Consider the following 17,869-nt stretch of genomic DNA (forward strand, 5'->3'; position numbering starts at 1 on the left):
GCCTGGCGCAGCTCACACCGCCGGTCGCGCGTGGCGGAAGCGCACGCGCGTGCCCGGTCGCGCCTGCGCGAGCACGTCGAGCGAGGCCTCGATCGCCACGGCGATGACCGGGTACCCGCCCGTGACCGGTCCGTCGGCCATCAGCACCGTCGGTCGGCCGGTCGGCGGCACCTGCAGCGCACCGGGCACCATGCCTTCGCTGGGCAGCTCTCCCGTGCGCACGCGCGCAAGTTCGGGGCCGTCCAGCCGGATGCCGACACGATCGGCTTTGCTCGACACGGTCCACACCGCCTCGAACAGCTGCTCGAGAGCGGATGCCGCGAACCAGTCGGCGCGCGGGCCGGGTGCCACCTCGAGCTCGACCTCGTCATCGGCGGGAGCGCTCCACGGCGCGATGTCGCCGGGAGGGATCGGACCCGTCGCCGCATCGCCCGAGAGGACGACATCGCCGGGACGCAACGGCGCCGGGCCGAGCCCGGCGAGGAGGTCGGTGGCTCGCGAGCCCAGCGCGGTCGTGCCGCCGAGGCCGCCGCGCACGGCGATGTAGGCGCGGGCGCCGTGCTCGAACCATCCGAGGTCCAGCTCTTCGCCGGCCGGCCACGGGTGCGCGACGTAGGGGTCGATCTCGACTCCGGCGAGCCGCACCGGTCCCCATGCGCCCGTCACGGCGAACCAGATGTCCGGCGCCGCTCCGACGGCCGGAGCGGCGACCGCGCGGAAGCCTCCCATCGTCACCTCCACCGCCGTCGCGTCCTCGGCGTTGCCCACGAGGCGGTTGGCGGTGCGAAGCGCGCGGCGGTCGAGGCCTCCTGATCTGGCGACACCGAGGGACGCCGCGCCCGGGCGGCCGAGATCCTGCAGCGTCGCCAGCAGCCCGGGCTCCACCACCCGGAGCGCCGGAGCGCCGCTCGACGGGTGCGGGCCCGGCGCTGCCGTGACCGCGGTCGACGCGCGGTCGACGGGTCGGAATCGCACGCGCGATCCGGGCTCGAGAAGCGCCGGCGAGGCGGCATCCGCATCGAACAGCCGGGCGGCGGTGGTGCCGATGAGACGCCACCCGCCGGGCGTCTCGCGGGGATAGGCGCCGCTGAAGCCCGCCGCGAGGCCCACCGCTCCCGCGGGAACCCTCGTTCTCGGGGTGTCCAGGCGCGGGACGTCGAAAGGCCAGTCGGCGCTCACGAGGTACCCGAATCCCGGCGCGAAGCCGGTGAAGGCGACGGTCCAGGCGGCGCTCGCGTGGCGGCGCACCAGCTCGTCGGGGCTGACACCGAGGAGCCGGGCGGTGTCGCCGAGGTCGTCGCCGTCGTACGCCACGTCGAGCTCGAAGGCGCGCGGGGCGGACGGGATCGCGCCCGTCTCGCCGGCCGCGCTCGCGCGGATCCACGAACGCGCGGCCGACAACGGCAGCCGGGCAGGGTCGAGGGTGACCAGCACGGTGCGGGCTGCCGGCACGAGGTCCTCGACGCCGTCGGGACGGGTCGCCGACAGAGCGGCGTGCAGGCCGAGCACCTCCTCCAGCGTGTCGACCTCGGCGAGGACCGCGCGCTCCCCCATCGGCAGCAGCCGCGGCTCTACCACGGTGCCCGCACCTCCACCCCGGCCTCGGTGAGTGCGCGACGCACCGCCCGCGCCATCGCGACCGCCGCAGGGGTGTCGCCGTGGACGCACAGCGAGGCCGCGTCCGCGGTGAGGATCGCACCGTTCACCGCGACGACCTCTCGCTCACGGGCCAGCCGCACGGCGCGGGCGGCGACCACGTCCGGGTGGTGGAGGAGGTCCCCCGGCTGGCCGCGCGGGACCAGCGTTCCGTCAGGCAGGTAGCCGCGATCGAGGAACGCCTCGTGGACGAACGGCAGCCCGCGGTCGGCGGCCGCGGCGGCGATCGCACCGCCGAGGCCCAGGACGGGCACGGCGCGTCCGACGGCATCCGCGAGCGCGGCGACGGCATCGGCGACGACGAGCGCCTGCTCGCGGTCGGCGACGATCCGGTTGTACAGCGCGCCGTGGGGCTTGACGTACCGGATGTCGGCTCCCGCCGTCCGCAGCCGCTCGAGCTGCTCATCCAGCGTCGCCCGCAGCGCGTCGGCCGGAAGCGACATCGCGGTGCGGCCGAAGCCTACGGGATCCGGATACGACGGATGCGCGCCGATCGACACTCCGAATCGGGAGGCCCGGCCGATCGCCGCGGCGACGGAGGCGGCATCCCCCGCGTGCCCGCCGCAGGCGATGCTGGCGCTCGAGATGACCGCGAACATGGCCTCGTCGTCGGCGGTGGGCAGCCCGTCGACGGTCTCGCCGAGGTCGGCGTTCAGATCGATGACGGCCACGCCTCCACGGTAGCCCCGCTCGCCGAGGTGTCACGAGGGCCACCGGTCTATCGTGGGTGCGTGGCGCGCACGAGGAGAGACGACGAAGCGCCCTCGGCGCGACTCTCGGACGGCACCATCGCCCGCGTCATCCCGTCCGCGTACGCGGGCGGGTGGGAGCTGGACGTCGACGGCACGCCGCAGTCCCACGTCGACCTCGACGACCCGACCCACCTGCACTTCGAGTACATCGCCCGCATGGGGGCGGTCATCGACCAGCTGCGGATGCCGGGGCAGCCGCTGACCGCGGTGCACCTGGGCGCGGGGGCGCTCACCCTGCCGCGCTACGTCGAGGCGACCCGGCCGGGTTCGCGCCAGCAGGTGGTCGAGATCGAGCCGGCCCTCATCGAGCTCGTCCGCGCGCACCTCCCGCTGCCTCGCGGAGCGTCCATCCGCACGCGGATCGGCGACGCGCGCGAGACGCTCGGCCGCTTTCCTGCCGGTCTCGTCGGCCATGTCGACCTTCTGGTGTCGGACGTCTACTCCGGCGCGCAGACACCCGCACACCTCACGACCGTGGAGTTCTACCGCGCCGCCGCCGCACTCCTCGCGCCGGACGGGGTGCTGCTGGTGAACGTGGCCGACGGCGCGGGCCTGGCCTTCGCCCGACGGCAGGTCGCGACGGTGCGCGCCGTCCTCGAGCACGTGATCGTCCTCGCCGAGGTGCAGACGCTGAAGGGGCGGCGATTCGGCAATCTGGTGATCGTCGGGTCGGCGGCCGCGTTGCCGACCGCGTGGCTCCCCCGCCTCATGGCCGCGGGACCGCATCCGGCCAAGGTGGCCCAGGGAGCTGAGCTGGACGACTTCGTGCGGGGTGCGCGCCTGGTGACCGACGCCGACGCGACGGCGTCGCCGAAGCCGTCGGCGTCGGTCTTCGACCGCTGACGATCCCGACCGGCGAGCCGCGCCGGATCGGGCGCGGGGCCGTTGCACACTGGAACGCGAGGCGGCCGCGCGCGGCGAAGGGAGACATGGTGAGCTACATCCTCGGGTACGACCCCGACACGCTGCGCGAGAAGGTCGATCCGCGACGCTGCCAGGAGCGGCTCGACGAGATCGGACCGCAGCGGAGCCTTCCCGCCCTGCTCGAGCGCGTATGGCTGCTGAAGGTCCTCGACCGTCTCGACGAGTCCCTCGTCCTGTCGGAGCAGTCCGTCCGCGTCGCGCGTATGGCGGGCACCCGCAAGGACCTCCTCCGCGCCCGCATCCTGCACGCATCGGTCATGCACTGGCGCGGCGCGTACGCCGCCGCCGAGCAGGAGCTCGCGACGTGCGCCGCCGAGGCGGAGGGCCAGGGCTGGTCGGCGATCGCCGCGTTCGCGTACCAGCATCGCGGCAAGTGCTTCTACTCCGCCGGCGACTACGACCTCGCCCGCGCGGACTTCAAGCGCGCCCTGTTCCTGCGGCAGGATGCCGGAGCGTCGGACGCCGAGCTGCAGGCGACCCTCATGGCCGTCGACGCCGCGGACCGGCGCCGGGTCGACGCCTCCGTCGCCAGCTGAGTGTCGTAGGTACGTTCTACTCTTCCGGACATGTCGGAACTGCGTGACGTCCGCCGCTGGGCGGAAGCTCTCCTCACCCTCCACCTCGACGCGTCGTGGACCTTCGGGTTCGACAACGCCAAGCGCCGTGCCGGACTGTGCGACTACCAGCGCAAGCGGATAAGCGTCTCGCGCTACCTCGCGGCCCGCTACGACGACGACACGAATCACCAGACGCTCCTGCACGAAGTGGCGCACGCCCTCGCCGGCGCCGCCGCCGGCCATGGTCCGCAGTGGAAGGCCCAGGCCCGCGAGCTCGGGTACGTCGGCGGCACCACCCACAACGGCGAGACCGCGACCGAACTCGCGCCCTGGATCGGGGTGTGCCCGTCCGGACACGTGGCCTACCGCCACCGCAAGGTGTCGCGGGCGACGTCGTGCGCGAAGTGCGCGCCGCGCTTCGACGAGCGGTTCCTGTTCGCATGGACCCGTCGCGAGATCACCCCCGCCACACGTCTGGCGGCGCTGACACCCCGCTGAGTCGCGGGTGCGCGCCGGTTCCGCGTCGCGGCGCCGCCCTCCAGGACTGCGCGACCCGCAGCGCAATCCCGCGGGGCGCTGAGGTGCAGCATCCTCCCCGCGGGGCGCTGAGATGCAGCATCCGGCCCTCGAGGCGCGGAGATGCAGCATCCTCCCCCCGGGGCGCTGACGTGCAGAGGCGCAGAGGCGCAGCATCCTCCCCTCGTCGCGACGACGACAGGCGGATGCCGCGAGCGGAGGTCCCTCGCGCGAGTTCCGGTCCTCCCTGGGCGACATCACCTCCGCCGACCGCGACGAGCGGAGGGCGAGCGGCGGGTGGGCGGCGGGCGGGGGGGGGGGCGCCATCGGACACCACGCTCCCCCGGGCCACCTGCACGCGTGGGGTCAGCGGGCGGTGAAGACACCGTCCTCGAGGACGGGAACGACACCGACGGCGTCGACCTCTGCGGCCGCGAGGACCTCGTCGCGGCGTCCGGCGGCGATGAGCTCCTGGCCGGAACCGCTCGCGGTGACCAGGTGCCGCACCGCCCTGCCGAGCCCGCGGTACGACTCGCACGCGGCCGCGGCCTCGGGTGAGGTGTGGTCGATGCCGAGGTCGGTGAGCGCGGCGACGATCGCGCCGGCGCCCAGCAGATCCTCCACCGCGAAGCGCAGGTCGGCGTCGGGGTCGCGCGAGACCCGTTCGCCCGCGGCGATGACCGCGACGCTGGTGCGCTCGCCCCGCCGTCGCTGTTCGGCGAGCACCTCCGCAGCGACCGCGGCCGCGTTCCGCAGGCACCCGAGCAGCACCCGCGCCCCGGCCGCAGCGGCCGCCTCGGCGACGGCGGCGCCGTTGATCGAAACAGCGTGCGCGGCGGCGTCCAGAGCGACCCGGTCGCCCCGCGCGACGGCGTCGGTGACGGACGTCGAGAAGCGCAGCACGTCGACCACGACGACGAGGTCGCTCGGAGCCAGACGCGCGAGTCCCGACGCGCCCCACTCGAGGCGAACCTGGTAGCGGTGCTGATCGAACGGCGTCAGTTCCGTAGGGGTGGCGGACAGCATCCGTCAAGCCTAGAACCGCGCTTCGCGCTCGGTGCGACACTGTGAGCATGCGCATCATGCTGAAGTTCGTGATCGACTGCGACGCCGACGCGGCGTGGCGTGCCCTGCACTCCCCCCGCGCGGTCGCGGAGCTCTACGGGCCGCTGCTACAGATGGACCCGCTGGCGGCGGAGGGCCTGCCGACGTCACTGGAGTCCGGCGCGGACGTCCCCGTCCAGCTCTCCATCGCCGGGGCCCTGCCGGTCGGCCGCCAGCTCATCCACGTGAGCGAGCGGCGGGTCGAGGAGGCGGACGGCGACGTGCGGATCCTCCGCGACTCCGGCATCCCTCTCACCGGCCCGCTCGCGGCCCTCGACGTGTGGGATCACCAGATGGCCGTCTCGCCGGCCCCCGGCGACCCCACCCGCACGCTCTGGCGCGACCGCCTCGTGATCGGCGGCGCCGCCGCCCCCCCTGTGGCCCGGGCTGTGGGCGACCTGGCAGTGGCGGGGCGCCCGCATCCGCGCCCTGGCGCCGTCCTGGGCGCACGACCCCGCCCCGCCCCCGAACCCGACCCGAATCCGCGAAAGTACATCTGACGGACGAGGCGTAGGGCCGCACCCGCCCTCTCGGCGCGCAGATGTACTCTCGCGGACTCGACCGGGCCCGGAAGGACCGGACCCGGGCGGGGGTCAGTCGATCGCGAGGGCCTCGACGGGTGACACGCGCGTGGCCAGACGGGTGGGGACGACGGCCGCGACGAGGGTGAGCACCGCGGTGGCGACGACGATCGCGACCACCGGTCCCGGCGGCACGGCCGGCCACACGAGCGAGAACGTCGACCCGGTCCCGTCCGGATCCACCTGCACCGAGCCGAGCACCGACTGCGCTCCGGCCCAGCCGTAGACGACGCCCAGCACGAGGCCGGCCAGCGTCGCGGACATGGTGATGTGCAGCGCCTCCAGCAGCACCATGCGTCGCACCTGGGTGTTCGACAGCCCGACCGCCCGCAGCAGGCCGAGCTCGCGCCGCCGCTGCACGACGCCGATCGTCAGCAGGTTCACCAGGCCGACGGCCGCGATGACCGCCGACACGGCGACCAGGCCCATCATGATCGCCGCGAAGGTGTCGATGATGGTGGTCATCTCCTCGGGGAGCTCGCCTCCGGCCGAGACCGCCAGCACCCGCTCGACGGTCTCGAGCGCGACGGCGAACATCGTCACGAGGGTGACGCCCATCACCACCCCGATCGCCATGCGGCTCGATCGCTCCGGCTGGCGCAGCGCATTCTCGGCGGCCAGTCGCGCCGTCGCCCCGGACCCGAAAGCCCGGCCGACCAGGCGCAGCACGGGAGGCATGACCAGAACCGACCCGATCGACAGGCCGGTGAAAGACAGGATGCCGCCGACGAAGGCCACGATGACACCCAACGGCGTGACCAGACCCATGACGACGCCCAGCGCGAGCAGAGCGGCCCCGGCCACCATGAGGGCGACGGCGGCGACGTGGCGGCCGCGACGACCGGACACCTCGGCATAGCCCCGCTCCTGCGAGCCCCCGAGCGCCTGCAGCGGAGTGACATCCAGCACGCGGCGCGAGCCCGCCCAGGCCGCCGCCCAGGTGGTGAGCACCACGATCGCCGCCGGCAGCAGCAGCTCACCGCGCACGAGATCGAAGTCGATGCCCTCCAGGCCGAGCGCGGCCTCGGCGACGCCGACTCCCGCCGCCGCGACGGCTGTGCCGCCCACCAGTCCCATCACGGCGCCGAGCACGCCGACCACCAGACCCTGCCGGGCGAGTTCGGCGCGCTGGGCCCGCGCGGACGACCCGATCAGGCGCAGCAGCGCGATCCGACGGGTGCGGCCGGCGACGACGGTGGCGAAGGTGTTCGCCGTCACGATCGCCGCGACGTACACCGCCACGCCGAGCAGCAGCGCGCCGAGGATCGCCAGCACGACCGAGAGGGTCCCGCTGTCGCCGATGTAGGGGTCGGCACGCAGCAGCGCGGACAGATAGGCGGTGGCCGCGAGGAGGATCACGCCGAACGCCGACGAGATCGCCGCCACCAGCACGCTCGCCCCCATGCCGCGCTCACGGAGCCACGCCAGACGTGCCGGGCCGGGTGTCTCGCGGGCGACCACGCGCGGCGGGTGCGATCCCGCTCGCGCCGCCCCCGGCATCCGGCTCTCGGTGCCGCTCACGGCGGCGCTCACGGTGCCGCTCATGCCGCTGCCCCGGTCTGTGCGGCGCCGAGTTCTGCGGCGAGCATGTACGCCGAGATCTCTTCCGCGCTCTGCCGCGGCTTGTCGGCGACGATGCGACCGTCGCCGAGGAACAGCACGCGATCGGCGTGCGATGCGGCCAGCGGGTCGTGGGTGACCATCGCGATCGACTGTCCGTGCTCGCGACTCGCGGTGGCCAGCAGCGACAGCACCTCCCGGCCGGAGCGCGAGTCCAGGTTGCCCGTGGGCTCGTCGGCGAAGACGAGGTCGGGCCCCGTGGCGAGGGCGCGCGCGATCGCGACCCGCTGCTGCTGACCGCCCGACAGCTCATGGGGCCGGTGCCCGAGGCGCGGTGCGAGTCCGAGCGTGTCGACGAGGCCGTCGATGCGGGCACGCTCCAGCGCCGAGGGGCGACGACCATCGAGGTCGAAGGGCAGCAGGATGTTGCCCAGGGCGGTCAGGGTGGGCACGAGGTTGAACGACTGGAAGACGAACCCGACGCGCCGTCGGCGCAGGATCGTCAACTCGAGGTCGGACAGCCCCGTGATGTCGGTGTCGCCGATCCAGGCGCGTCCGGACGTCGGAGCGTCCAGCCCCGCCATGACGTGCATGAGCGTGGACTTGCCCGAGCCCGACGGCCCCATGATCGCGGTGAACTCGGAGCGTCGGATGCCGACGCTCACCCCCGCGAGAGCGTGAACGGCACTGTCTCCGGAGCCGTAGGTCTTGGTGAGCTGCTGCACCCGGGCAGCCAGGCCCAGGTCTGTGGTGGTGATCTCCATGCCTTCGACGCTATGGATCACCTGCGCCGCCCCGCGTCGGCCGCAGGTCGCATCCGCGTACATCGCGAGGATGATCCCGGGTCGGCCGCTCAGGCTGGGCGTCGGCGGCTCCCGCAGCCGGTGCGCCCGGCTCAGGCCAGTCCGTGGTCGAACGCGTAGACGACGAGCTGCACGCGGTCGCGCAGCGCGAGCTTGGTGAGGATGCGGCTGATGTGGGTCTTGACCGTCGCCTCGGAGAGGAACTCGCGGGCGGCGATCTCGGCGTTGGACAGCCCCCTCGCGGCGAGCGCGAAGATCTCCCGCTCGCGCTCGGTCAGCTCGTCGAACGCCGCCGGCACCGGCGGCCGCGCGACCGGCGCCGAAGCGGCGAACAGCTCGCGCGTGGCGGAGGCGGCGATCACCGCAGAACCGGAGTGGACGGTGCGGATGGCGGCGAGCAGGAACTCCGGGTCTGCGTCCTTCAGCAGGAATCCGCTTGCTCCCTCGCGGATCGCGCGGGCGGCCGCCTCGTCGAGGTCGAAGGTCGTGAGCATCACGATGCGCGGCGGGTCGGGGTCCTTCAGCAGCTCGGCCGTCGCCGCCAGGCCGTCCATCACCGGCATCCGGATGTCCATGAGCACCACGTCCGGTCGCGCGGCGCGCACCGCCTCGACCCCGGCTCGACCGTCCGCGGCCTCGGCCACGACCTCAAGATCGGGCTGGGACTGGACGAGCATGCGGATGCCGGCGCGGAAGAGCGCCTGGTCGTCGACGAGCGCCACGCGGATCACGCCGGGGCTCCGATCGGCAGCGTCGCATCGACGACGAAGACACCCTCGCGCCGCTCCGCGCGAAGGATGCCGCCCACCAGGCTCGCCCGCTCCGCCATGCCGATGAGGCCGTGCCCGCGCGGGCCGGGCGCACCCGCTCCGGCGGCGCCGCTTCCGGCGGCGCCGGATCCCGTCACGCCGTGGGTGCCCGCCGTGGCGGGCAGGGGGTTGCGCACCTCGAGGTCGACGCGGTCCGGGTGCCAGCAGAGCCGGACCGACACCGACTCGCCGTCGCCGTGGCGCAGCGCGTTCGTCAGCGCCTCCTGCAGGATGCGATAGACCGCCAGCTGCACCGCCGCCGACGGCTCGGCGACCGGTGCGGGATCCACCTCGACGCGCACCGCCACCCCTGCCGCGCGCACCTGCGCGTACAGCTGCTCGAGGTCGGCGAGAGCGGGCTGTGGCCCGTGGGTCTGGCTGTGGCGCAGCTGCGTGAGGAGCACCCGGACGTCGGCGAGGGCGGCGCGTGCGGTCGACGAGATCGTCTCGAGCGCCACGGTGGCCGCCGCGGGGTCGGATGCCGCGGCGTACCGCGCGCCGTCGGCCTGCGCGACCACGACCGTCAGCGAGTGGGCGACGACGTCGTGCATGTCGCGAGCGATGCGCACCCGCTCCTGCTCGGCGACGGCCTCGGACTCCGCGCGCTCCTGCGCCAGGCGGGTCGCTCGTGCCCGACGCGCCGTGCGCACCAGCGCGCCGATCGTCCACGACAGCGCAAGTGCGAACGCCGCCGCCGCGAGCATAACCAGTGCCAGGGGCAGCGTCTGCCAGGTCAAGGCGCCGCCCCCGCCGTAGAACTGGTCGAACGTCAGGTAGGCGGTGATGACGACAGCGCCGACGAGAGCAGACACGAGGCCCAGCCGCAGCACCAGGGTCGAGCCGTACGCGGCCGTGGCGTAGAGCACGCCGAAGATGGCGACGTCCGACACCGAGGGGGGTCGCCCCAGTCCCATCTGCACGACTGCGCCGAGCCACGCCGTCGCCAGAGCAGGACCCGGAGCGAGTCGGCGCAGAGCGAGCGCCGCCGTGAAGACCACCGCCACCAGCACCCCGGCCGCGTCCGACGCGGCACCCGTGCTCCCGACGCCGCCCATGATGCTGAGCTCGGCCGGCGCGGCCACGACGAGGAAGAGGCCGGCGACGAGGAGGTCGACCACGACCTGGTGGGTGGTGAGGGGGCGGAGCACCGTCTCACGGTACGGCAGAGCGCACGCGCCGGCATCCGTCTGGCGATGTATCCCGGGGTGCCCCTTGTCGCGCCCGCCCGCAGGCTTTACTGTCCGGACACAGGCCGAAACCGACGGGAAACGTCGAGGCAGAAGGATCGGGTCAGCCGGCAGCACCCGCCGAACCCGAGCGACACGGACGGAGACACGATGACGACGGTACGCGCGGCGATCTCGCAGACGACCTGGACCGGCGACAAGGAGTCCATGCTCGACAAGCACGAGGGCTTCGTGCGCGACGCGGCGGCGCAGGGCGCTCAGGTGATGTGCTTCCAGGAGCTGTTCTACGGGCCGTACTTCGGCATCACGCAGGACAAGAAGTACTACCGCTACGCCGAACCGGTCGACGGCCCGATCGTCACCCGCTTCGCCGCCGTCGCCAAGGAGCTCGGCGTCGTGATGGTGCTGCCGATCTACGAAGAGGCCGAGACCGGCGTCTACTACAACACCGCCGTGCTCGTCGACGCCGACGGCACGGTGCTCGGCACGTACCGCAAGCACCACCTGCCGCACCTCGACCGCTTCTGGGAGAAGTTCTACTTCCGGCCGGGCAACCTCGGCTACCCGGTGTTCGACACCGCGGTCGGCCGCATCGGCATGTACATCTGCTACGACCGCCACTTCCCGGAGGGGTGGCGGGAGCTCGGCTTGGCCGACGCGCACATGGTCTTCAACCCGAATGCGACCAAGCCCGGCCTGTCCAACCGACTGTGGGAGGTCGAGGGTCCTGCGGCTGCCGTCGCCAACGGGTACTTCGTGCTGCAGCCCAACCGCGTCGGTCGGGAAGACAACGAGTACGGCGAGCTGGCGGTGGACTTCTACGGCACGAGCCAGGTCATCGACCCGCGGGGGAACTTCGTCGGCGAGCGCGGCTCCAGCGAGCACGAAGAGCTGCTGGTGCGCGACCTCGACCTCGACATGGTGCGGCAGATGCGCGACGACTGGCAGTTCTACCGGGACCGCCGGCCCGATTCGTACACCCGGATCGCGAAGCCGTGAGGGGGAGACGGATGCCGCAGCCGACGCCGACGCCGAGACAGGGGATTTACGCCGAGCCCGGGGACGAGGCCACGGGTCTCGGCGCAGATCCCCTGGTTCGCGGGTCGAGGAAGACCGAGAACGGAGAAATCGGATCATGACCACCACACTCATCACCGGCGGAACCGTCGTGTCGGCCACGGGCCGCGGCCGAGCGGACGTCCTCATCGACGGCGAGACGATCGCCGCCGTCCTCTCACCGGGCTCGCAGCTGCTCGGAACCGACCTCGCGGCATCCGTCGACACCGTCGTCGACGCGACCGGAAAGTACGTCATCCCCGGCGGCATCGACGCCCACACCCACATGGAGCTGCCCTTCGGCGGCACGAACGCATCGGACACGTTCGAGACCGGGACGCGGGCCGCGGCCTGGGGCGGCACGACGTCGATCATCGACTTCGCGGTGCAGCGGTACGGGGAGCGTGTGCAGGACGGACTCGCCGCCTGGCACGAGAAGGCCGCAGGCAACTGCGCCATCGACTACGGCTTCCACCAGATCGTCGGCGGTGTCGACGAGGACTCCCTCGCCGCGATGCGCGGGCTCGTCGACGAGGGCGTCTCGAGCTTCAAGCTCTTCATGGCCTACCCGGGCGTGTTCTACTCCGACGACGCGCAGATCCTCCGCGCCATGCAGGTGTCGGCCGAGACCGGGATGCTCACGATGATGCACGCCGAGAACGGCCCCGCGATCGATGTGCTCGCCGCCCAGCTCGCCGACGCCGGCAAGAAGGCTCCGTACTATCACGGCATCGCCCGGGCCTGGCAGATGGAGGAGGAGGCCACGCATCGCGCGATGATGCTCGCGAACCTCACCGGCGCACCGCTGTACGTCGTGCACGTGTCGGCCAAGCAGGCGGTGGAGCAGCTCGCGTGGGGTCGGGACCAGGGCTGGAACGTCTTCGGCGAGACCTGCCCGCAGTACCTGTACCTGTCGCTGGAGGAGCAGCTCGGCGCGTTCAGCGACGAATGGGGCCAGTTCGAGGGGGCGAAGTGGGTGTGCTCGACTCCGCTGCGCAGCCGGAGCGAGGGTCACCAGCACCACATGTGGCAGGCGCTGCGCACCAACGACATCCAGATGGTCTCGACCGACCACTGCCCGTTCTGCATGAAGGGGCAGAAGGAGCTCGGCGCCGACGACTTCCGTGCGATCCCGAACGGCATCGGCTCGGTGGAGCACCGCATGGACCTCATGTACCAGGGCGTCGTCACCGGCAAGATCACCCTCGAGCGCTGGGTGGAGCTGACCAGCACGACACCGGCCCGCATGTTCGGCCTGTACGGGCGCAAGGGTGTGATCCAGCCCGGCGCGGACGGCGACGTCGTCGTCTACGACCCGAACGGCCACACCACGATCTCGGCGGCGTCGCACCACATGAACATGGACCACTCGGCATGGGAGGGCTACGAGATCGACGGGCACGTCGACACCGTCATCTCACGCGGCAAGGTCGTCGTCGGCGACGGGCGGTACCTCGGCTCCAAGGGCGACGGACGCTTCCTCAAGCGCGGCCTGTCGCAGTATCTGATCTAAGGGGTCCCAGATGGATTTCGGAGTCGTCCTCCAGACCAACCCGCCCGCGGCGCGCACCGTGCAGCTGGCCAAGCTCGCCGAGGCCCACGGCTTCAGCCACGTGTGGACCTTCGACTCGCACCTGCTGTGGCAGGAGCCGTACGTCATCCACTCGGCGATCCTCGCCGAGACCACGCGCATCACGGTGGGCCCGTTCGTCACCAACCCGGCGACGCGGGACTGGACGGTCACGGCCTCGGTCTTCGCCACCCTCAACGAGATGTACGGGAACCGCACGATCTGCGGGATCGGTCGCGGCGACTCGGCGGTGCGGGTCACGAACGGCAAGCCGACCACGATGGCCGAGCTGCGGGAGTCGATCCATGTCATCCGCGAGCTGGCGAACTCGCGCCCCGCCGAATACCGCGGCGCGACCCTGCAGTTCCCGTGGAGCCGCGGGTCGACGCTCGACGTCTGGGTGGCCGCGTACGGGCCGATGGCGCTCAAGCTCACCGGCGAAGTGGGCGACGGCTTCATCCTGCAGCTGGCCGACCTCGACATCGCGGCGTGGATGATCAAGACGGTGAAGGATGCCGCGGCCGCGGCCGGGCGCGATCCCGACGCGCTGGCCTTCTGCGTCGCCGCCCCGATGTACATCGGCGACGACGTCGCCCACATGCGCGACCAGTGCCGCTGGTTCGGGGGGATGGTGGGCAACCACGTCGCCGACATCGTGGCGAAGTACGGCCACCGGGGCGATGCCGTCCCGCAGGCGCTCACGGATTACATCGCCGGGCGCACCGGATACGACTACAACACCCACGGCAAGGCCGACAACGACCACGTCGACTTCGTGCCCGACGAGATCGTCGACCGGTTCTGCATCCTCGGCACCGCGAAGGAGCACATCGCCAAGCTCGAGGCGCTCCGCGAGATCGGCGTCACGCAGTTCGCCGGCTACCTGCAGCACGACAACAAGGAGGAGACGATGCGGGTGTACGGCGAGACCGTCATCCCCGCGCTCTCGCACCACGTCACGGCCAAGGCATGAGCGCACGAGCCGACGCCGACGCCCGCCGGTGGCGCGCCGTCGGCTGGGGCGCGCTGGGGGTCGTGTCGGTGCTGCTCCTGTGGGAGCTGTACAAGTTCCTGGGCCCCGCCGAGGGAGTCGTCATCGGCGCGACGGCCGGGCAGGCCGGCTCAGGGGTCATGATCCTCCCCCGCACTCACGATCGAGCCATGCCGCACGTGTGGGACATGGTCGCGCGCCTGTTCGCCCCGACCAGCGGCGGGCAGACCCCGCCGCTGTGGGTCTCGGTGGCCTCGGCCGCCGCCGTCACGCTCGGCATCGCCGCGGTGGGCTGGCTCATCGGCGTGGTCGTCGGCGCCGCCCTCGGCCTGGCGATGCAGCGGTGGCGTCTGGTGGAGTGGGGCCTGCTCCCCTGGATCGTCGTGAGTCAGATCGTTCCGCTCATCGCGTTCGCCCCCGTCGTCAACGCGATCGGGAATCAGATCGACCGCGGCGGCACGCCGTGGCCGCAGTGGCTGTCGGTGGCGGTCATCGCCTCCTACCTGGCCTTCTTCCCCGTCGCCGTCGGGGTGCTGCGCGGACTCGCCGCCCCCGATCGCATCCACCTCGACCTCATGCGCAGCTACGCGGCCGGCTACGGCACGACGCTGCTGCGCCTGCGGCTGCCCGCGGCGGTGCCCTATCTGCTGCCGGCGCTGCGCCTGGCCGCGGCGAACGCGGTGCTCGGGGCCGTGGTCGCCGAGGTGTCCATCGGCATGCGCGGCGGCATCGGCCGCATGCTCATCCAGCTGGCCGGGCAGGCCTCGTCCGACCCGGCCGCGCCGTGGGGGCCGACACTCGGATCCATCGTGCTCGGCCTCATCGCCGCCGGCTCGGTCGCCCTGATCGGGCTCGGCCTCAAGAACTACCGCAGAGGAGAAGCGACCGCATGAGCACCGCCACGGCCGTCCGCGCGAGCGCCGTCGACAAGGTCTTCGGCACCGCCAAGGGCGAGGAGGTCACCGCCCTCACCGGTGTCGACCTCGACGTCCGGGCCGGCGAGTTCGTCTCGCTCATCGGGCCCTCGGGGTGCGGCAAGTCGACGCTGCTGCGTCTGATCGCCGATCTCGACACCCCGACATCGGGCACGCTCGAGATCTTCGGCAAGCCCGCGGCGAAGGCCCGTGTGGACCAGGACTACGGCATCGCGTTCCAGCAGGCCGGGCTCCTGCCGTGGCGCACGGTCGCCGCCAACATCGCCCTGCCCCTCGAGGTGCACGGGGTCTCGCGCGGGGAGCGGAGCGCACGCGTGGCCGAGCTCGCCGAGCTGGTCGGGCTCTCGGACTTCATCGACCGCTACCCCGATCAGCTGTCGGGCGGCATGCAGCAGCGCGTCGCGATCGCCCGCGCGCTCGCCGCCCGGCCCCGGCTGCTCCTGATGGACGAGCCGTTCGGCGCGCTCGACGAGATGACGCGCGAGTACCTGCAGACCGAGCTGGCCCGCATCGCCGCCGAGACCGGGGCGGCGGTGGTGTTCGTCACCCACTCGATCCCCGAGGCGGTCTTCCTCTCGGATCGCGTGGTCGTCATGAGCCCCCGCCCCGGCCGCATCACCGACGTCATCGTGACCGATCTCGGCCCCGCACGCGAAGAGGGCCTCCGGGAGTCCCCGGCCTACTTCGACCGCGTCACGGCCGTCCGCGAGGCACTGCACGGAACACGCGTCGAACGGGCGGCCGAGCGATGAGCGCGACCGAGTCCCTCACCCGCGTCCGCCCGACCCGGCGGGGGCCGTCCGAACGACCGCTGCCCGGCTGGCTGCGCTTCATCGCGCCGGTGGTGGTCGGGGCGCTCGGGCTCGCGGTGTGGGTGCTCTACGTCGACGTCCTCGGCGCCGCTCCCCGCATGCTGCCGAGCCCGATCACGATCGGGGCGGAGCTCGTCACCCGGTGGGGCATCATCTCGGAAGACATGGCGATCACGGCCACCAACGCACTGATCGGCCTGACGTTCGGAGCGCTCATCGCGGTCGTGCTCGCCGGGCTCGCCGCCGCCGCGGGGCCGATCGACGGGATGCTGGCTCCCCTGGTCGCCGCGCTGGCGGTCATCCCGATCGTGGCCATCACCCCGATCCTGAACACGATGTTCGGCGCCTCCAGCCAGTTCGGCCGGCAGGCCGTCGCGATGATCGCGGCGTTCATCCCGGTCTTCGTCAACGTCCTGCGCGGACTCCGCCAGACCCGGCCGGTGCACCGCGATGTGCTGCGCGCCGCGGCGGCATCGCCTCTCCAGACCTTTCGCCACCTCACGCTGCCCGCTGCCCTGCCGTATCTGATGACGGGCCTGCGGATCGCCGCCTCGCTCGCGGTCATCGCCGCCCTCGTCGCGGAGTACTTCGGCGGCCCGGCCGACGGGATCGGCACCGCCATCGCGACGTACGCCAAGTCCGGCCGCGCGGCCCTGGCGTGGGCCTACGTGGCCGGCGGCATCGGCATCGGACTCGCGTTCTTCCTCGGCACCTCGCTCCTGGAGCGCCTGGTGACGAGGCGCCCGCCGGCGTGACACCGGCACCTCGCACCACCAACCCGAAAGGAACAGCATGAGACACAGCATCCGACGCGGCCTCCTCGCCGCGTCCACCGTCACGGCGACGGCCCTCGTCCTGGCGGCCTGTTCGTCGTCGGGGTCGTCCACCGACGGCGACGCCGACGCCGACAGCGGCGATTTCGAGCCGCTCACCGAGGTCTCGCTGCAGCTGCAGTGGCTGCCGCAGGCGCAGTTCGCGGGGTACTACGTCGCACTCGACCAGGGGTACTTCGAGGAGGAGGGGTTCGACTCGGTCGACATCCTCCCCTCGGGCGGCGACATCGTCCCCCAAGACGCCCTCGTCGCGGGAGACGTCGACTTCGCCATCGCCTGGGTCCCGAAGGTGCTGGGCACCCTGGAGGCCACCGGTGTGGAGTTGACCGACATCGCCCAGGTGTTCCAGCGCTCGGGCACCATGCAGGTGTCCTGGGCGGAGGACGGCATCGAATCCGTCGCGGACTTCGAAGGCAAGCGCATCGGATCGTGGGGCTTCGGCAACGAGTGGGAGATCTTCGCGGCCATGGCCGCCGAGGGCCTCGACTCCACCACCGTCTCGATCACGACGCAGGACTTCAGCATGAACGCGCTGCTGGACCGCGACGTGGACGCCGCCCAGGCGATGACGTACAACGAGTGGGCGCAGATCCTCGAGGTGGTCGACCCCGAGACCGGCGAGCTCTACCAGCCCGAGGACTTCAACGTCGTCAGCTACGAAGACACCGAAGGGGCCATGCTCCAGGACGCGATCTGGGCCGACACGCAGCGCCTCGCGGACGACCCGGCCTACGCCGACGCGGCTGTGCGGTTCCTCAAGGCGGTCACGAAGGGCTGGATCTTCGCGCGTGACAACCCCGAAGAGGCGGCGGCGATCACCTACGACGCCGCGATCAACGCCGAGGCGGCGTTCCCGGTCGGCCCCACGCACCAGTTGTGGCAGATGAACGAGGTCAACAAGCTCATCTGGGCCGGCGGTGACTTCGGGCTCATCGACTCGACGGCGTGGGACCAGACCGTCGCGGGCGCCCTGTCGGCGGTCAACCAGGACGGCCTCGAGCTCATCACCGCCGAGCCGATGGATTCGGCGTACTCCAACGAGTACATCGAGCAGGCTCTGGCAGAGCTCGAAGAGGAGGGGGTCGAGGTCGGCGGCGAGTACACGCCGATCGACGTCACCCTCACCGAGGGCGGCCAGTAGCGGCATCCGGACACTCCGTCCGCTTTCCGTCGCTCGACGACCGGGATCGTCCCTTGACCCCCGGTCGTCGAGCGACGAACGT

The 17,869-nt window shown here is 72.3% G+C and carries 18 protein-coding genes; 11 read left to right on the top strand and 7 right to left on the bottom strand.

Annotation, left to right across the window (positions count from 1 at the left end; genetic code table 11):
• Positions 1-12: 12 nt before the first annotated feature.
• Entirely contained in the window at positions 13-1,578 is a 1,566-nt protein-coding gene (locus NFR93_RS08085) for a 5-oxoprolinase subunit B/C family protein (protein WP_251451769.1), read from the bottom strand.
• The gene (locus NFR93_RS08090; RefSeq protein WP_251451772.1) at positions 1,572-2,327 is read right to left on the bottom strand and encodes a 5-oxoprolinase subunit PxpA; all 756 of its coding nucleotides are present in this window, start codon (positions 2,325-2,327) and stop codon (positions 1,572-1,574) included. The genes NFR93_RS08085 and NFR93_RS08090 overlap by 7 nt, the downstream gene beginning before the upstream one ends.
• 60 nt (positions 2,328-2,387) lie before the next feature.
• Between NFR93_RS08090 and NFR93_RS08095 the strand changes: the two genes are divergently transcribed.
• The 3 genes from NFR93_RS08095 (at position 2,388) to NFR93_RS08105 (ending at position 4,387) form a co-directional block, all read left to right on the top strand.
• A complete protein-coding gene (locus NFR93_RS08095) occupies positions 2,388-3,251 on the top strand; it encodes a spermidine synthase (protein ID WP_251451775.1) in 864 nt (287 codons plus the stop codon).
• An 89-nt stretch (positions 3,252-3,340) separates the two neighbouring features.
• A complete protein-coding gene (locus NFR93_RS08100; protein WP_251452967.1) occupies positions 3,341-3,868 on the top strand; it encodes a tetratricopeptide repeat protein in 528 nt (175 codons plus the stop codon).
• A gap of 30 nt (positions 3,869-3,898) precedes the next feature.
• Complete coding sequence (locus tag NFR93_RS08105; RefSeq protein ID WP_251451778.1) at positions 3,899-4,387, top strand: SprT-like domain-containing protein; 489 nt, start codon at positions 3,899-3,901, stop codon at positions 4,385-4,387.
• Positions 4,388-4,771: 384 nt separating this feature from the next.
• Here NFR93_RS08105 and NFR93_RS08110 read toward each other — a convergent pair whose 3' ends face one another.
• Positions 4,772-5,431, bottom strand: a complete 660-nt coding sequence (locus NFR93_RS08110) for a 2-phosphosulfolactate phosphatase (RefSeq protein WP_251451781.1) — start codon at positions 5,429-5,431, stop codon at positions 4,772-4,774.
• 47 nt (positions 5,432-5,478) lie between these two features.
• Here NFR93_RS08110 and NFR93_RS08115 point away from each other — a divergent pair, with 47 nt between their 5' ends.
• Positions 5,479-6,009: a hypothetical protein gene (locus tag NFR93_RS08115; protein WP_251451784.1), complete on the top strand. Its 531-nt coding sequence runs from the start codon at positions 5,479-5,481 to the stop codon at positions 6,007-6,009.
• Positions 6,010-6,102: 93 nt separating this feature from the next.
• Here NFR93_RS08115 and NFR93_RS08120 read toward each other — a convergent pair whose 3' ends face one another.
• The 4 genes from NFR93_RS08120 to NFR93_RS08135 all read right to left on the bottom strand — a co-directional run bounded on the left by NFR93_RS08120 (position 6,103) and on the right by NFR93_RS08135 (position 10,410).
• Positions 6,103-7,494: an ABC transporter permease gene (locus tag NFR93_RS08120; protein ID WP_251452970.1), complete on the bottom strand. Its 1,392-nt coding sequence runs from the start codon at positions 7,492-7,494 to the stop codon at positions 6,103-6,105.
• Between the two features lie 137 nt (positions 7,495-7,631).
• Positions 7,632-8,414 (bottom strand): ABC transporter ATP-binding protein, encoded by a 783-nt coding sequence (locus NFR93_RS08125; protein ID WP_251451786.1) that lies wholly within the window; start codon positions 8,412-8,414, stop codon positions 7,632-7,634.
• 131 nt (positions 8,415-8,545) lie between these two features.
• Positions 8,546-9,184 carry a response regulator gene (locus tag NFR93_RS08130; RefSeq protein WP_285814559.1) on the bottom strand — a complete coding sequence of 213 codons (639 nt, stop codon included), beginning with the start codon at positions 9,182-9,184 and terminating at the stop codon, positions 8,546-8,548.
• Entirely contained in the window at positions 9,181-10,410 is a 1,230-nt protein-coding gene (locus tag NFR93_RS08135; RefSeq protein WP_251451789.1) for a sensor histidine kinase, read from the bottom strand. The genes NFR93_RS08130 and NFR93_RS08135 overlap by 4 nt, the downstream gene beginning before the upstream one ends.
• Before the next feature lie 189 nt (positions 10,411-10,599).
• Here NFR93_RS08135 and NFR93_RS08140 point away from each other — a divergent pair, with 189 nt between their 5' ends.
• The 7 genes from NFR93_RS08140 (at position 10,600) to NFR93_RS08170 (ending at position 17,787) form a co-directional block, all read left to right on the top strand.
• A complete protein-coding gene (locus NFR93_RS08140; protein WP_251451792.1) occupies positions 10,600-11,448 on the top strand; it encodes a nitrilase-related carbon-nitrogen hydrolase in 849 nt (282 codons plus the stop codon).
• Between the two features lie 136 nt (positions 11,449-11,584).
• The gene (hydA, locus tag NFR93_RS08145; protein WP_251451795.1) at positions 11,585-13,018 is read left to right on the top strand and encodes a dihydropyrimidinase; all 1,434 of its coding nucleotides are present in this window, start codon (positions 11,585-11,587) and stop codon (positions 13,016-13,018) included.
• Positions 13,019-13,028: 10 nt separating this feature from the next.
• Positions 13,029-14,048 (top strand): TIGR03842 family LLM class F420-dependent oxidoreductase, encoded by a 1,020-nt coding sequence (locus NFR93_RS08150; RefSeq protein WP_251451798.1) that lies wholly within the window; start codon positions 13,029-13,031, stop codon positions 14,046-14,048.
• Positions 14,045-14,959: an ABC transporter permease gene (locus tag NFR93_RS08155; protein WP_251451801.1), complete on the top strand. Its 915-nt coding sequence runs from the start codon at positions 14,045-14,047 to the stop codon at positions 14,957-14,959. Before NFR93_RS08150 ends, NFR93_RS08155 begins: the two co-directional genes overlap by 4 nt.
• Positions 14,956-15,753: an ABC transporter ATP-binding protein gene (locus NFR93_RS08160; RefSeq protein WP_251451804.1), complete on the top strand. Its 798-nt coding sequence runs from the start codon at positions 14,956-14,958 to the stop codon at positions 15,751-15,753. The genes NFR93_RS08155 and NFR93_RS08160 overlap by 4 nt, the downstream gene beginning before the upstream one ends.
• The gene (locus NFR93_RS08165) at positions 15,750-16,568 is read left to right on the top strand and encodes an ABC transporter permease (RefSeq protein ID WP_251451807.1); all 819 of its coding nucleotides are present in this window, start codon (positions 15,750-15,752) and stop codon (positions 16,566-16,568) included. Before NFR93_RS08160 ends, NFR93_RS08165 begins: the two co-directional genes overlap by 4 nt.
• A gap of 37 nt (positions 16,569-16,605) precedes the next feature.
• Positions 16,606-17,787: an ABC transporter substrate-binding protein gene (locus NFR93_RS08170; protein WP_251451809.1), complete on the top strand. Its 1,182-nt coding sequence runs from the start codon at positions 16,606-16,608 to the stop codon at positions 17,785-17,787.
• The last annotated feature ends 82 nt before the right edge of the window (positions 17,788-17,869 follow it).

The sequence above is a fragment of the Microbacterium sp. Marseille-Q6648 genome, assembly GCF_943181415.1.
Taxonomy (GTDB): domain Bacteria; phylum Actinomycetota; class Actinomycetes; order Actinomycetales; family Microbacteriaceae; genus Microbacterium.

Coding starts and splice junctions, on each gene's coding strand:
- NFR93_RS08105 (WP_251451778.1), top strand. CDS start 3,899: ATGTCGGAACTGCGTGACGTCCGCCGCTGGGCGGAAGCTCTCCTCACC.
- NFR93_RS08110 (WP_251451781.1), bottom strand. CDS start 5,431: ATGCTGTCCGCCACCCCTACGGAACTGACGCCGTTCGATCAGCACCGC.
- NFR93_RS08115 (WP_251451784.1), top strand. CDS start 5,479: ATGCGCATCATGCTGAAGTTCGTGATCGACTGCGACGCCGACGCGGCG.
- NFR93_RS08120 (WP_251452970.1), bottom strand. CDS start 7,494: ATGGGGGCGAGCGTGCTGGTGGCGGCGATCTCGTCGGCGTTCGGCGTG.
- NFR93_RS08125 (WP_251451786.1), bottom strand. CDS start 8,414: ATGGAGATCACCACCACAGACCTGGGCCTGGCTGCCCGGGTGCAGCAG.
- NFR93_RS08140 (WP_251451792.1), top strand. CDS start 10,600: ATGACGACGGTACGCGCGGCGATCTCGCAGACGACCTGGACCGGCGAC.
- hydA (WP_251451795.1), top strand. CDS start 11,585: ATGACCACCACACTCATCACCGGCGGAACCGTCGTGTCGGCCACGGGC.
- NFR93_RS08150 (WP_251451798.1), top strand. CDS start 13,029: ATGGATTTCGGAGTCGTCCTCCAGACCAACCCGCCCGCGGCGCGCACC.
- NFR93_RS08155 (WP_251451801.1), top strand. CDS start 14,045: ATGAGCGCACGAGCCGACGCCGACGCCCGCCGGTGGCGCGCCGTCGGC.
- NFR93_RS08160 (WP_251451804.1), top strand. CDS start 14,956: ATGAGCACCGCCACGGCCGTCCGCGCGAGCGCCGTCGACAAGGTCTTC.
- NFR93_RS08165 (WP_251451807.1), top strand. CDS start 15,750: ATGAGCGCGACCGAGTCCCTCACCCGCGTCCGCCCGACCCGGCGGGGG.
- NFR93_RS08170 (WP_251451809.1), top strand. CDS start 16,606: ATGAGACACAGCATCCGACGCGGCCTCCTCGCCGCGTCCACCGTCACG.